12 protein-coding genes and 1 tRNA gene are annotated in these 14,040 nt (G+C 41.9%); 7 read left to right on the forward strand and 6 right to left on the reverse strand.

Annotated features, from left to right (window positions below; translation table 11 throughout):
* Positions 1–119: 119 nt before the first annotated feature.
* From PSE83_RS02105 to PSE83_RS02115, 3 genes are all read right to left on the reverse strand, one after another.
* The gene (locus PSE83_RS02105) at positions 120–1,886 is read right to left on the reverse strand and encodes a bifunctional alpha/beta hydrolase/class I SAM-dependent methyltransferase (RefSeq protein WP_004255121.1); all 1,767 of its coding nucleotides are present in this window, start codon (positions 1,884–1,886) and stop codon (positions 120–122) included.
* 9 nt (positions 1,887–1,895) lie between these two features.
* Complete coding sequence (locus PSE83_RS02110; protein WP_164565314.1) at positions 1,896–2,519, reverse strand: CDP-alcohol phosphatidyltransferase family protein; 624 nt, start codon at positions 2,517–2,519, stop codon at positions 1,896–1,898.
* Between the two features lie 238 nt (positions 2,520–2,757).
* Entirely contained in the window at positions 2,758–3,561 is an 804-nt protein-coding gene (locus PSE83_RS02115) for a helix-turn-helix domain-containing protein (protein WP_004255117.1), read from the reverse strand.
* Positions 3,562–3,714: 153 nt separating this feature from the next.
* On the opposite strand from PSE83_RS02115, the gene PSE83_RS02120 reads away from it, so the two are divergent.
* From PSE83_RS02120 to PSE83_RS02140, 5 genes are all read left to right on the forward strand, one after another.
* A complete protein-coding gene (locus PSE83_RS02120) occupies positions 3,715–4,665 on the forward strand; it encodes a 4-hydroxyproline epimerase (RefSeq protein WP_164565313.1) in 951 nt (316 codons plus the stop codon).
* A gap of 9 nt (positions 4,666–4,674) precedes the next feature.
* Positions 4,675–5,922: an NAD(P)/FAD-dependent oxidoreductase gene (locus PSE83_RS02125; protein ID WP_272660616.1), complete on the forward strand. Its 1,248-nt coding sequence runs from the start codon at positions 4,675–4,677 to the stop codon at positions 5,920–5,922.
* Positions 5,923–5,939: 17 nt separating this feature from the next.
* Entirely contained in the window at positions 5,940–6,806 is an 867-nt protein-coding gene (gene dapA / locus PSE83_RS02130) for a 4-hydroxy-tetrahydrodipicolinate synthase (RefSeq protein WP_004255111.1), read from the forward strand.
* An 8-nt stretch (positions 6,807–6,814) separates the two neighbouring features.
* Positions 6,815–8,299 (forward strand): aldehyde dehydrogenase, encoded by a 1,485-nt coding sequence (locus PSE83_RS02135; RefSeq protein ID WP_004255110.1) that lies wholly within the window; start codon positions 6,815–6,817, stop codon positions 8,297–8,299.
* Positions 8,300–8,386: 87 nt separating this feature from the next.
* Positions 8,387–9,907, forward strand: coding sequence for an alanine/glycine:cation symporter family protein (locus tag PSE83_RS02140; protein ID WP_004255107.1), 1,521 nt, complete (start codon positions 8,387–8,389; stop codon positions 9,905–9,907).
* An 8-nt stretch (positions 9,908–9,915) separates the two neighbouring features.
* Here the strand turns inward: PSE83_RS02140 and PSE83_RS02145 are convergent.
* Positions 9,916–10,003 (reverse strand) — tRNA-Ser (locus PSE83_RS02145).
* Between the two features lie 337 nt (positions 10,004–10,340).
* On the opposite strand from PSE83_RS02145, the gene ghrA reads away from it, so the two are divergent.
* Both ghrA and PSE83_RS02155 read left to right on the forward strand, forming a co-directional pair.
* Positions 10,341–11,282, forward strand: a complete 942-nt coding sequence (gene ghrA, locus PSE83_RS02150) for a glyoxylate/hydroxypyruvate reductase GhrA (RefSeq protein WP_004255104.1) — start codon at positions 10,341–10,343, stop codon at positions 11,280–11,282.
* Between the two features lie 136 nt (positions 11,283–11,418).
* Complete coding sequence (locus tag PSE83_RS02155) at positions 11,419–11,970, forward strand: TorD/DmsD family molecular chaperone (RefSeq protein WP_172767234.1); 552 nt, start codon at positions 11,419–11,421, stop codon at positions 11,968–11,970.
* 154 nt (positions 11,971–12,124) lie between these two features.
* Here PSE83_RS02155 and PSE83_RS02160 read toward each other — a convergent pair whose 3' ends face one another.
* Together PSE83_RS02160 and mdtH are read right to left on the reverse strand one after the other, a co-directional pair.
* Entirely contained in the window at positions 12,125–12,685 is a 561-nt protein-coding gene (locus PSE83_RS02160) for a lipoprotein (protein WP_096864845.1), read from the reverse strand.
* A 38-nt stretch (positions 12,686–12,723) separates the two neighbouring features.
* A complete protein-coding gene (mdtH, locus tag PSE83_RS02165) occupies positions 12,724–13,929 on the reverse strand; it encodes a multidrug efflux MFS transporter MdtH (RefSeq protein WP_004255096.1) in 1,206 nt (401 codons plus the stop codon).
* Positions 13,930–14,040: the final 111 nt, after the last annotated feature.

Genomic DNA, 14,040 nt, shown 5'->3' on the forward strand with positions numbered 1-14,040 from the left:
ACAAATAACGCTAAGCAGCATAGGTGCTTTGCTAACAATAAACAACGGCTATCATCTAAAGTTGAAGTAAGTGATTGATGGCAATAATGTGTCACCAATCACTCTGGAGGATAACTAGATTAACGCCGTCTAGCTATAGATACGCTGAATATGCCCCAGTTATCAATTGATTGGTTTAGTTTTTCAAAGCCCGCTTCTTCAACTAAAGCATCCATTTCGCCTTGGCTACGGCAACGCATAACCCATGCTTGCCCACCTTGGTGGCTTGGGAGTACCCGGGCAATCATTTCAACTTGAGGGTGCCATGGTTGACAGGTATAAATTAATAGCCCGCCAGATGGAATTGCCCGAGAAAGCCCATTTAATGAAGCCTTTATCATTTCATTATTGGGGAACAGCTCATACAAACCACTGACGATGCCAATTGTTGGCGATGGTGAAACCGCAGCTAGATCATCGGCATCAAAAGCATTACCTTCAGTAAATTGGATTTTGTCTTCAAGGTAACGTTCTTTTATATGTAATCGCCCTTGCTCAACATTGATAGGGCTATAGTCTCTTAGCAGGACGGACTCGACTTTTCCATAGTCATTAATCGCATCAAAAATATAACGACCTTGGCCTGCGGCAATATCCATAATTCGCACGGGCGTCCCTTTCTCTGTTAGGTCACGAATAGCCTGCCGAATGATGTTTTCAATATTGACTTTGCGTTGGCGTATTCCTTGCCAGCCAATACTGTTGAGATATTGCCTATCAATCACACGGCCAAACAAGCCTTTCCCCTGCGCTTTATCGCGATATACGTAATCAAGGGTCGAACCTGAATCAAACCCTTTATCATAACCAATACGAATACCTTCAGAAGCTTTGCCAAGTGTGCTCATTGATTTGCTCATAATTTTATAAGCAAGATTTTTGGGGCACCATTTAGGTAATGGAGTCATGAGTGAACGATATTTTTCAGCGCTGACACTCCACGTATCTTCATATTGATAATTATGTTGGTAGCGCGGTAAGGCGAATAATTTGCCAATAAACTCACGGATTTTCTCAAGTGGGATATGGCGTTCTTTTTCACCTAAAGTGTCATGATAAAAACCGGGTAATATATGCTTTTCTTTTATTGGGGTGTTTAATTTTTCAAAAAACTGATGTTGAGGCCGGTGGTGAACAACGTGGTCGCTACCCGAAATAAATAGTTGAGTGGGCAAAGTAATTGCACCCGCATCAGCAACGATGCGATCAGCCGTTTTATACAGCTCAAGTAAAATATTGACGGCAATAGGGCGAGTGATCAATGGGTCGCGATTAAACGAATCAATTCGTTGTGCATCGTGAGTGAGAAATTTAGCTTTAACATACGAATTTACATAGAACAAGCCTCGAGCCTTTTGCATTAAAGCAAGCCCTGTTCGGGCAAATGGAACATACAATTTAACTTTAAATGCAGGGGAGGCGAGTACCATCCCTCGAATTTTGGGGGCGTAGTCATGAACCCAAGCGGAGACAAGAACGGCACCAACACTTTGCCCAATGACAATGATATTTTCTAACGGAATATTATATTCAGCGGAAATGTAACGCACAAACTCATCGACATCATTGATGGATGTGCTTAGTGAAGGGCTATAACCTCGAGGGCCATCATTTCTACCATGGCCACGGGCATCCCATGCAAACATAGCATAGTCAGGTAAATTGAGTTCATCGACTAAATGGGCGACTCGGCCGGAATGTTCATGGCCTCGATGAAATAAAATAATCGCTTTGTTGGTCGGCGTTTCTGTTGGCCAATGTCGATAAAAAAGAGAAGTATGGTCACTGGTGGTAAATTGGGACTCAATAACGGGACGTTGCGTCAGATAATCTGTCTGAACGTTCATAATTCTTCCTTAATTATTATTCGCAGGTGTAGATAATTCACAAAGAGCACGGCGAATACGGTTATAGCAAGTATAAAACAGCAACAAAGTTAAAAGGATAAACAGATAATTTACCCAACTAGAAAAGATAATCTGTGGAAAAATGCTAACGAGCAGTCCTAGCGTACCAAAAATAAAGGCTCGGTCACTTTTACCAATAGGGCCGTCATAGCGCCGAGATGCACCAATTGATTGAGCGATAACGCCAATAAACTCAGTAAGTAGCGCAAGAAATAGAATTAATAAAATAAGCCAAAATGCTTGAGGGAAAATAACGGCAAATGGTAAGTAGAGTGCGACATCTGAAATGACATCACCAAGCTCATTTAATATTGCACCCAGATGGCTTTTCTGGTTGTGTTCTCTTGCTAACATGCCATCAATCGCATTGAGTGCCATACGAATAAACAGAACGAAAGGTAATAAAATAAACAGGTGCGGATTTGGAATGAACAGTAATAGCATTCCGCTGATCACGGATAAAAGTAAAGCCGCCAAGGTGACTTGGTTGGCGGTAACTCCCGCACTAAATAACTTATGAACAATTGGACGAAGCAGATCTTGAAATTTAGGTTTCAGATCGTAAATGGTCATTGAGTGTTCCTTTCTCGTCACTGCACAATGATGCAGCTTTGGGATATATCAATACCCGATTGATTGATGTCTGCAATAAGAGCTATCTTAAGTTAGAAAATAACCAAGGAATATAGCCGTGTTATTTTAGTAAAAAATTATTCTAACTATTTGAATAATTAACTAAAAACATTTAATAAAATTAAATGGAATGGATTTATTCACGTTGAGGAAAACAGATTAACAATATGATACCCGATCACGTCAATATCTTTTGTTTATCGATTTTTGAACGCATTCGTTTAAATTGGCTGGGTGTCATTGTGGTCATTTCTTTGAATTTACGGCAAAAAGCGCTGTGATCAGCGTAGGCACATTTACTGGAAATCTCAGTGATTGAAAAATCATCTTCGAGTAGTTCAATAGCATGTTCAAGCCGCATTTTTTGAATATATTGCTGGGGGGTTATCAAAAAAATAGCTTTAAACTGGCGGTTTAATTGGGAAAGGGAGAGGCCAGATATTTCAGCAAGAGTTGTCATTTTTATAGCGGTATCAAAATGTTCACTAATATGGCGTTCAACACGGCTAAGCTGGTTGTTCAGCTTAGGACTGACAGATTTTACATCTTGTAAATCCACTGAAATTCCTGCAACCCCAATAACCTGGTTACGTGTATTAAAAATAGGAACCTTAGTCGTTAAGCACCATCCCAACAAACCCGCTTTATACAGGTGAAGCTCTAGTTTATTAATGACACTAATTTTCTTTTCCATCACTAAATAGTCCTGAGAACTATAGCTTTGGCCGAGTTCCGAATGAAAAATATCCTCAGCGCCTTTACCAACGAGATGATTAACACTGTCGATTTTACAACGAATGGCTAGATTATCATTAGCCAATAAATACTTTGCATTATGGTCTTTTATAAAAAAAGTCACATTAGGCAAGGTATTAATTAGAGGCATGATTAAACCTAAATGATTTAATAAAACATCAATATTATCAACGGGAAACAGCATGTTTTCCTGACTAATCAATAGCAATTTATTTAGATTGATCATGCTGCGCTCCGAAATATTAAATTAATCTTACTAATTCTGTTAAATATTTTGAGATTGTGCAGAAAACCGCATAAGTTTGTTAGAAAGATATCAAGAGTTGTTAACAAAAATCAAGCATTCTATTAACAATGATAATAAATAGGATGCTAACTGATGCAATCTCAATATACCAAAATTGAAGTTATCGATTCCCATACCGCAGGCGAGCCAACTCGGCTAGTCATTGATGGATTCCCTGATTTAGGGCAACAAAGCATGGCATCGAGATTGGAGCAATTACGCAAGCAACATGATGTATGGCGTAAAACTACCATTTTAGAGCCACGTGGCAATGACATTCTTGTTGGCGCATTACTCTGCAAACCACAAAACCCAGCGGCAACAGCAGGTGTGATTTTTTTTAACAATCAAGGTTATCTGGGAATGTGTGGCCACGGCACTATCGGTTTAGTGGCCTCGTTGCATTTTCTCGGTCATATCACTTATGGCAAACATCTTATTGAAACTCCGGTAGGAGATGTGACGGCGCAACTACACCAAGATGGTAGCGTGAGCATTCAGAATGTTTATTCATATCGTTATCGCAAAGCGGTACAAGTTAATGTTCCAGACCTCGGCCCCATTACTGGAGATATCGCTTGGGGTGGAAATTGGTTTTTTCTTGTTGAACAGTCACCAGTCGCCATTGATTACCAAAACATTAAAGTACTGACAGAAATTAGTTTAAAGATTAAACAAGCCTTAGCTGAACAAGGTGTTTGCGGTAAAGATGACCAAGAAATTGACCATATCGAATTATTCGGTTCACACCCCAATGCTAATAGCCAAAGTTTTGTTTTGTGCCCTGGTGGCGCTTATGACCGCTCGCCTTGTGGAACAGGGACCAGCGCTAAACTTGCCTGCTTAGCGGCAGATAAAAAACTGGCAGCTGGTGAAATCTGGCATCAAGCCAGTGTTATTGGCAGCCAATTTCAAGCCAGTTTTCAGCAAGCAGATGAAAACGGCATTATTCCTACTATCCGCGGACATGCCTATATCAGTGGGAAAAATACCTTATTGATAGATGAACAAGACCCATTTCGGTTTGGAATTTCGGTGGCATAGGGGAATGAAATGGAACGCAAACATCCAGTGATTGTAGTGGGTGGCGGTATTATTGGCCTGAGTATTGCGCTGACAGTCCAAGCTAATGGGTCAAACGTATTGTTGCTTGATAAACATGAAATTGGCCAAGGTGCCTCATTTGGCAACGCAGGGCATATTGCGACAGAACAAGTTTTTCCGATTGCTGACCCGAGTGTCTTAAAATCACTTCCAAAAATGCTACTTGACCCATTAGGGCCTTTGCGCTTGGATTGGCGTTATCTATTACCCTTAACCCCTTGGTTAATAAAATTATTGGGTAATATGCGCCATAAGCCTTTTACTCATATTCATCACACCTTAACGACATTAAATAGTGCCGCTTTTGATTCATGGCAAGCATTTATTCAAAAATGGCAATTAAGTGACCTTGTCAAAATGAAGGGGTCACTGTTGGTGGCTGAGAAAAAAGAAACTCTCGATAAGTTAAGTCATCACAGTGAGTACCTACAAAGTATTGGTGTGACAAATCAATTGATTGGTCAAAATGCGCTACTCACACGCGAACCTGCTTTATCTGAAAGCCAAATCGGGGGCATTTTTTATCCAGATACAGGCCATGTTGTGGATTTATGTGCATTACACCAAAAATTGACCGAGGCGTTTTTACAAGCGGGTGGGCAGGCATTAACCCACTGTGAAGTAACAGAAATTACATCAACATCGAATCAACAAGCCGTATTGACAACGACCCAAGGGCAGTTCACAGGACAAAAAATTGTTATTGCAGGTGGCGCATTCTCTAAATCATTAGTCAAAATGGTCAGCCGCATCAAAGTGCCACTTGAAACAGAGCGTGGTTATCACCTGATGTTGCCTAATGAATTAAGCCGTTTATCAATACCTGTATCAAGTATGGATAGGCGTTTTATTATGACGCCAATGTCTCAAGGGCTACGCCTTGCAGGAACCGTGGAATACGCAGGGCTAAAGCGCCCCGCAAATATGCAGCGTGCTCAACATTTTCTTCCGTTAGCACAACCAATGCTCAAGGAAACATTAAACAGCCAACAATCGACATCATGGATGGGATTTCGTCCATCCACATCAGACTCATTGCCAGTTTTAGACCACAAAGGCCCCTATATTTTTGCATTTGGTCACCAACACTTGGGGTTAACCCAAGCGGCGATCACCGCAGATATTGTGAATAGTTTTATTCATCAGCAGCCGACAAGCATCGACTGTACCCCTTTTTCCATTGAACGATTTCTTTAATTTTGAGGAGAATTCAAATGAATTTCCATGGCATTCTTGTTCCTTTAGTGACCCCGTTTCATGATGATTTAACACTAAATGTCAGTGCACTTGCTGAATTAACTGAAAAACTTATTGAGCGAGGTGTTACCGGTTTAGTAGTTTGTGGGACAACAGGGGAATATTACGCATTAAATGAAGATGAGCGTAAAACCGTGCTATCTACCGTTTGCAAGATTGCAAAAGGGCGAGTGACATTAATTGCGGGCATTAACGACTTATCAACTGAGGGGGCAATCGCACGCGCGAAACAAGCTCAAGAGCTCGGTTATGAAGGGTTAATGTTATCGCCTCCGCCGTATAGTCTGCCGGACCAGCAAGGGGTGTATGCTCACTATGAAAAAGTCGCAAAATCAACACCATTACCCATTATTATGTACAATTTCCCTGCTCGGATTGGTATTGAAATCGACATTGAAACGGTCATTAAGTTAGCTGAAATCGACAATATTGTCGCCATCAAAGAAAGCAGCGGTAGCTTTAGCCGAGCATTGCATCTATTACAAACACCATTCAAAAATTTCGAGGTTATTTGTGGCTGTGATGACCAACCTGTGGATTTCTTCTTTTGGGGTTCGAAAAGTTGGATAGCGGGGGCGGGGAACGTATTCCCAGCAGAGCAAGTTGCTATTTTTAATGCAGCGCAGGCGGGTGACTGGCAACAAGCGAAGCAAATTATGACTGAAATCTATCCTGCAATTTACTCAATGGAATCAGGGAACTATAACCAAAAAGCCAAGGCGGGTTGCTTGAATGGAACGTTCAATGTTGGCCCGGTTCGTTTGCCTCTGTCAAATCTAGCGTCTCAAGAACGCGATGAATTCATTAAATTAATTAAACGCTAGGGGGAAATATGACCATGACCCAACAGCAGGTGTTTGAATGTGCAAAACAAGGGAAACTGTGGGCGGGCAATTTAATTGCAGGGCACCCAGAACAGCAAAATAAATTAGAAAACCGTACCCCAATCGATAATAGCGTTATTGGTTTTATTGCTGACGGTGATGCGAACGATATTAATGCCGCGGTACAGGTAGCGCGTAACACATTTAATCAAGGTGAATGGCGCGGATTATCGCCTCAAGAACGTAAAGTTATCATGCTTAAATGGGCTAATCTCATTGAAAAACACAGTGAAGAACTTGCAGCGCTAGATTGTATTGATGCAGGTAAACCTATCACTGAATGCTTAAATACGGATTTACCCGCAACGATTGACACCTTTTATTGGTATGCCGAAGCGATTGACAAACTGTTTGGTAAAATTGCACCAACAAGCCATCAAGAATTGGGGTTGATAGTGCATGAGCCTATTGGCGTGGTTGGTGCAGTGTTGCCGTGGAATTTCCCTGCTCAGATGTTTGCATGGAAAGTGGCACCTGCTCTCGCGGTAGGCAACTCGGTGATTGTGAAACCTGCTGAATTAACCTCATTAAGTGCTTATCGTATGGTGGAACTGGCCTATGAGGCAGGGGTCCCTAAAGGCGCATTAAGTTTAGTTTGTGGGTTAGGTGAAAAAGTCGGGGAAGCTCTTGGCCGCCATCATGATGTGGATGTTGTGTCATTCACCGGTTCAACAGAGGTAGGGCGTTTATTCTTAAAATATTCAGCAGAAAGTAACTTAAAAGAAATTGTACTCGAATGTGGGGGAAAAAGCCCTCAAGTGGTGTTTGAAGATGCCAATATTGAGGCGGCAATTCCGCATATTATGGCGGCTGCCTTTTGGAATATGAGTGAAAACTGTAGCTGTGGTTCTCGCTTAATTGTGCACGAAAGCATCAAAAAAACACTATTAGAGAAGCTTGCCGCCGCCGTTAAAGAATGGAAAGTCGGCGACCCAAGGCATGCGGATATTTCAATTGGGCCAATGGTCGAACAAGCTCACTTTGAAAAAGTGAAATCATTTTTAGATACCACATTAAAAGAGGGCGGAAAACTCATTGCTGGAGGAAAGGTCCATCATGAATTGGGGGCTGGATGGTATATCGAACCGACAATTTTTGATGAAGTCACTCCTGAAATGTCACTATTTAAGCATGAAGTTTTCGGCCCTATTTTAGCCGTTACATCTTTTAAAACTGATGATGAAGCGGTCGCTTTGGCCAATAACACTCAATATGGTTTAGCGGCTTCATTTTATAGCCAAAATATTCACCGAGCCATGCAAATTGCACAGCGCATTAACGCAGGTACCGTTTCAGTCAATGGCTTTAGTGAAGGCGATATTACAACGCCGTTTGGTGGCTTTCGTCAATCAGGCTTTGGCGGTAAAGACAACGGGTTAGAGGCATTTGAGCAATACACTCAAACCAAGGTTATCTGGTTTATTCATCAATAAAAACGTTGGCCTGAGTACCTTATTGGACTCAGGTTTTTTTTACCCTGCAAATACAAATAAACAATTACAATAACGAAGGAGTACAAAATGGAAGCCATCGTTAATACAATCGTTGGTTACATCTGGGGTAATGCATTAGTGGTGTTATCGCTAGGTGTTGGGCTCTATTTTACATTAGCGACTCGCGGTGTACAGTTTCGCTATCTCATTAAAATGGTATGTTTGTTAAAGGAAAATAAAGCGTCAAAAGAAGGAATTTCCTCCTTCCAAGCATTCTGTTTAGCATTATCAGGGCGTGTAGGGGTAGGTAATATCGCGGGGGTGGCGACAGCCATTGCCGCAGGCGGCCCCGGTGCAATCTTCTGGATGGTTGTCATGGGGCTATTGGGGGGAGCAAGCGCATTTATCGAATCCACACTTGCTCAAGTATACAAACAGCGCTCTGATGGCCAATACCGCGGAGGCTCCCCTTACTATATCGAGAAAGGGTTAAAACTGAAACCATTTGCCATTATAGTGGCTGCGGTTATTTGCCTATCTTATGGAGTACTGGTTCCGGGTATTCAAGCCAATACCATTGCTGATTCCTTTCAAACTGCATTTAACTTACCCCCAATTGCGACAGGCGGCATTGTGACAGTGCTGATGGCATGGTTAATCTTTGGTGGTGTAAAACGTATTGCGAGTGCAGCAGACAAGATCGTGCCAATTATGGCATTGGCATATATCGTCATGATGGTGATCATCTTGGGTAGCCATTACGAACAAGTGCCGGGTATGTTCAGTTTAATTTTCCGTAGTGCGATGGGAATGGACGCTGTATTCGGTGGTATTGTTGGTACGGCTGTTTCATGGGGTGTGCGCCGTGCCGTTTTTTCCAACGTGGCAGGTGCGGGTGAAGCTACATTTAGTTCTGCGGCAGCCGAGGTAAGCCACCCTGTAAAACAAGGGTTAATTCAAGCGTTTTCTATTTATATCGATACTGTCGTTGTGTGTACTGCATCAGGTTTGATGATCCTTGTCACCAATATGTATAACGTTTTTCCAGATGGTTCAGCGACTGCCTTAGTCGAATATGTTCCCGGGGTTGCCGCGGGGACCGCATGGACACAAATGGCGGTATCAACAGTCTTTACTTCTGCAGGGTCGGGATTTGTCTCAATCGCCGTATTTTTATTCGCTTTCACGACATTGATGGCTTATTACTATATTGCAGAAACCACGATTGTTTATCTCGATAGAAAATTGCGTTATCCCATTTTGAAATTGATACTTAAGTTTGTATTTCTGATTATTGTTTTTATGGGAAGCGTCCAGTCAGTTAGCTTAATGTGGAGCCTTGGCGATATTGGGTTCGGTAGTATGAGTTACCTTAATCTTATTGCCATCGTTTTCCTGTCAAAACCTGCATTACGAGCACTGCGTGACTTTGAGCGGCAGGAAAAACTAGGCGTTGATCCGGTGTTTGACCCAAAAGTCGCTGGGATAGAAAATGCAGAACTCTGGGAAGATATAAGCCGCGAATATCACGAACAAGGAATTGGTATAGAACCGAAAGAGAAAAAAAATCAAGGAATGGCATATCAAGAAGAAGAGAGGAAAAACTAGAAGAAAAATGGCGGTGAGGGAGGGATTCGAACCCTCGATACGTTGCCGTATACACACTTTCCAGGCGTGCTCCTTCAGCCTCTCGGACACCTCACCGTTTTTCTAAATCTGTTGTGGAGTAGGGAATAAAAACCTGCTCTGCAACGGGGCGCTACTATAGGGAAAATAGCGTCTAACGTCAACTCCCTATTTATCCTTTTTCCGACTTTTGTTGCTGTTTAGCTAAATAAAAAACAATTTGATTATTATCTAATCTTAAATGTTATCAGCTAAGGTAAATAATACGTTTAATGTTAATTTGAAACGGCAAGTCGTGAAGATAAAAAGCGTTAGCTAGTTAACAAAATTCTGATTGAATACAGTGTATCGGCTTGATTAACTTGAAAAGAAATGCCATTCGGCACACTCTGTTAGAAACTAAAGAGGAGTTGCCATGAATATTTTATTTTACCATCCATTTTTTGATTCAAAACAGTGGATTGAGGGCATGAAAGCGCGATTACCCCAAGTGAATATTCGCCAATGGGAAAAAGGGGATAACCAAAGTGCAGATTACGCTATGGTTTGGTTACCGCCTTATGAATGTCTCGCTGGTCGCAGTGATTTAAAAGGTATTTTCGCGTTAGGTGCGGGTGTGGATGCTATTTTAAAGCAAGAACAAGACAAACCTGGGACCTTACCGGCAGGCGTTCCTGTAATGCGTTTGGAAGACACTGGAATGGCGATTCAAATGGAAGAATACGCTTGTGCAAAAGTGTTAAGCTACTTTCGTCGTATGGATGAGTACCGCCAATTACAATCACAGCGACAATGGAAGCAATTACCAGCCTACCAACACGAAGATTTTGTCATTGGTGTTATGGGAGCAGGGGCATTAGGACAAGCGGTTGCAAAACGCTTAGTCAGCTTTGGTTTTCATGTAAGAACATGGAGTCGCTCTGAAAAACAACTTGATAACGTAAAAAGCTATTTTGGTAATGACCAATTAGCTAGCTTTCTTTCTGGAACCCGTGTGATTATTAATCTTCTGCCAAGCACGCCAGAAACGGTGGGAATTTTAAACCAGCAACTATTTAGCCAATTAGAGCAAGGGGCATATGTTATCAACCTTGCACGTGGTGCTCATCTGATTGAGCAAGATTTGCTTTTAGCGCTTGAATCAGGGCAAGTTGCAGGTGCTGCGCTTGATGTTTTTGCGAGTGAGCCGTTATCGCAAATGCATCCGTTCTGGACGCATCCACGCATCGCTATCACGCCCCATGTTGCCGCCTTTACAAAACCAAAAGAAGCCATGGATATGATTGTCAGTAATATCCAGCGCATCGAAGCTGGGCAAGCTCCTATTGGTGTGGTTGATATGCAACGCGGTTATTAGTCACTTCTTTGTTGCGAGTGGCCTTGTGATCACTCGCAATCATCACCCCTAATATCTTTCCTATTTTTTCGATATACTGAAAGAAACTGCTTCGGTCACGAGGTGTGACTACTGAATCTGAAAAATAGGATAATATATGAACGAATTTTCAATCGTCTGCCGTATTTTGGGGACACTATTTCAACGTAGTCCCTCTGATAGCCTCGTAAAGCCGCTTATTGATATGATTGCTCAAGATAAATTAAAAGCATCATGGCCATTGGAGCAAGATGAATTATGGTCACGTATGGCAAAAGATCTCGATATCAATGCGGTTAATGAGGATTACCAAGCCCTGTTTGCAGGTGAATCTCCAGCAGTTTCAATGTTAGCGAATGATTACGATTCTGAAATTACAGAAGCAGAAGTTCGCGAATTTTTAACGGTGAGAGGAATGTCCCTGACGAATGCACCTGCGGATGCTTTTGGTGCGTTACTACTCGCGGCTTCTTGGTTGGAAGACCAAGCGGCAGAAGATGAAACAGCCGCCCAAGAAGAATTATTTGATAGCTATATTCTTAGCTGGTATGGCAGCTTTTTAGGTAAAGTTGAAGCGCATGCTACAACCACGTTCTATCGTACTTTAGCTCAAATTACGCGTGATGCAGTTATTGCTCTGCGTGATGAGCTTGACTCAGAAACCGAATAATTGTGACGCTGTCACTTTTTTATGGTGATGTTACTTATGTTTTAGTCAGCGGTATTGATTAATAATTTTGTTTGAGGATTGAATAAGTCAGAAAGGCAACAGATTTTTTGTTGCCTTTCATGCTTTTATCAATCGAAATAATTTATGGTTAAAATTAATCAACTAATGGAATGACCAGTTTGCCCGGTTTGATTTCAAGCCCTTTAGCGAGTTTCTTCGCAGTTGCTTCAGCAGCACCATTATCTGGATTTAACACATAAACAGGCTGAGTTTCAAAGAAAGTTTCAAGGGAACTATTTAAGTAAGGAATAACAGCTGACATTGCCGTATCCATATTTTCGGGTGTTACCTTGTAACTGCTAATATTTAACTCTTTTAAGTAAATTGAGCCTGTTTTGGCGTCAAAATAAGGACGAGCAGTGAGGGTCAGGTTAATTTGTGCTTGTGCTTTACCAATCAGCGAGTCTAATTTAACGCTTGCATCTCCTGTCAGTGCGACTTTTCCAGGCTCACTGCGGCCGATTTCTGATTTTAAATTAGCGAGTTGAATATCCGCATCAGCGAAACCAGTAATGCCGACCTTGTGGTCATATTTTACTTTATTAGCAAGATAATCATTAACTTGTGATTCACTAATACTAAACTCAGATAATTGACTACAACCCGATAAGAGAGTTAGAAAGCCCACCATAGCGGCGATTATAAACTTCTTCATAAAGACTCCTTTTACAGTAATACCGCTAGTTTAGCGCATTACTGCCCACTCAACATGACTGTTTCAATTTTTTTACGGTTAAATTGCTTATGCAGTGCCCATAAAGTGATAAAACCGATGATCCCTAATAAGAACCAAGGTAATTGTGGCATATTCCATTGGTGGCCAATATCGTACATCCAGCCGCCACCGGTGTAACCGACAGCTCCGCCTAAAGCAAGGCCTAAGCGGCTAAAGCCCATATAGCTCCCTCTGGCTCTTGGGTCAGCAAGTGATGCGCTTAGTGTTTCTCTAGCGGGGTCGGCAGTCACAGTACCTAAATAAAATAGGCAAATAAGGGCAAATAGCGTGTTGAGTGAGGTTGTCATGCCAATTGGAAACATGCTGAGACTCATTAAAAATAGCCCGGCCATGAGCCGTTGCTCAAGGCGAAAATGTTTTTCGCTCCAACGAGCAATAGGGTAAAGCAATGTTAAGGATATCGCTGCTTCAATCGCATACATCCATTTGACGGCAGTTGGCGTCCCTGCTAACTCATTGACAACAATAGGAAACATAAGCATCACTTGTACTGACAACATAAAATAGCCAGCTAAAGTGACTACATAAGTCACAAAGCGTTTGTCTTTTAGTACGCGGCCCATACCTTCTTTAATAGGGGTTCTGATGGTTGATATTCGATAAGCAGGTAACAACCAAGCATTACAGATAGCAGCAATAATAAAAACAGCAGCGCCAACCCAGCAGACATAATGGAAGTCATATTGTAATAACCAACTACCAATCAACGCGCCAATAACGGCTCCAGCACTGTCTTGCATTAAGAGTAAAGAATAAAAACGGCCGCGTTCATAAGGGCGAGTTAATTTAATAACTAATGCGGTTCGTGGGGGATCAAACAAGGTTCCACCCAGTGCAGAAAGGACGCAAGATAACCATAAAACCCAAGGGTCATGGGCCACTGCCATCACTGCAAAACCACTGGCACGTAATAGCATTCCAATAACAATCATGGGTTTCGCACCAAACCGGTCAGCGATAGCACCGCCAAAGATACCTAAACCCTGTTGAACAAACTGACGAAGCCCTAAGGCAAAACCCACCACCACGGCGGCCCAACCTAGTTGATCAACAAAACGAATGGAAATAAGCGGAAAAACAACAAAAAAACCGAGGACAACCAACATGTTGTCAAGCAAAAGGAAATACTTACCAAGGCTTCTTGCCCGTGACACCTGCGCCATGAGACACCATCAGAAAAATAGCAAAGAGGGAATGATGCTTAAAATTAGTTATTAATAATATCAGTATATTGAGGTTTGATAGATGATATTTTTTTATCGATAAATATTCGT

This window comes from Providencia sp. PROV150, assembly GCF_028481025.1.
GTDB classification, from domain to species: domain Bacteria; phylum Pseudomonadota; class Gammaproteobacteria; order Enterobacterales; family Enterobacteriaceae; genus Providencia; species Providencia hangzhouensis.

Bases quoted from the DNA above. Each gene is read 5' to 3' on its own strand.
- PSE83_RS02105 (WP_004255121.1), bottom strand. From the start codon at position 1,886: ATGAACGTTCAGACAGATTATCTGACGCAACGTCCCGTTATTGAGTCC.
- PSE83_RS02110 (WP_164565314.1), bottom strand. From the start codon at position 2,519: ATGACCATTTACGATCTGAAACCTAAATTTCAAGATCTGCTTCGTCCA.
- PSE83_RS02115 (WP_004255117.1), bottom strand. From the start codon at position 3,561: ATGATCAATCTAAATAAATTGCTATTGATTAGTCAGGAAAACATGCTG.
- PSE83_RS02120 (WP_164565313.1), top strand. From the start codon at position 3,715: ATGCAATCTCAATATACCAAAATTGAAGTTATCGATTCCCATACCGCA.
- PSE83_RS02125 (WP_272660616.1), top strand. From the start codon at position 4,675: ATGGAACGCAAACATCCAGTGATTGTAGTGGGTGGCGGTATTATTGGC.
- dapA (WP_004255111.1), top strand. From the start codon at position 5,940: ATGAATTTCCATGGCATTCTTGTTCCTTTAGTGACCCCGTTTCATGAT.
- PSE83_RS02135 (WP_004255110.1), top strand. From the start codon at position 6,815: ATGACCATGACCCAACAGCAGGTGTTTGAATGTGCAAAACAAGGGAAA.
- PSE83_RS02140 (WP_004255107.1), top strand. From the start codon at position 8,387: ATGGAAGCCATCGTTAATACAATCGTTGGTTACATCTGGGGTAATGCA.
- ghrA (WP_004255104.1), top strand. From the start codon at position 10,341: ATGAATATTTTATTTTACCATCCATTTTTTGATTCAAAACAGTGGATT.
- PSE83_RS02155 (WP_172767234.1), top strand. From the start codon at position 11,419: ATGAACGAATTTTCAATCGTCTGCCGTATTTTGGGGACACTATTTCAA.
- PSE83_RS02160 (WP_096864845.1), bottom strand. From the start codon at position 12,685: ATGAAGAAGTTTATAATCGCCGCTATGGTGGGCTTTCTAACTCTCTTA.
- mdtH (WP_004255096.1), bottom strand. From the start codon at position 13,929: ATGGCGCAGGTGTCACGGGCAAGAAGCCTTGGTAAGTATTTCCTTTTG.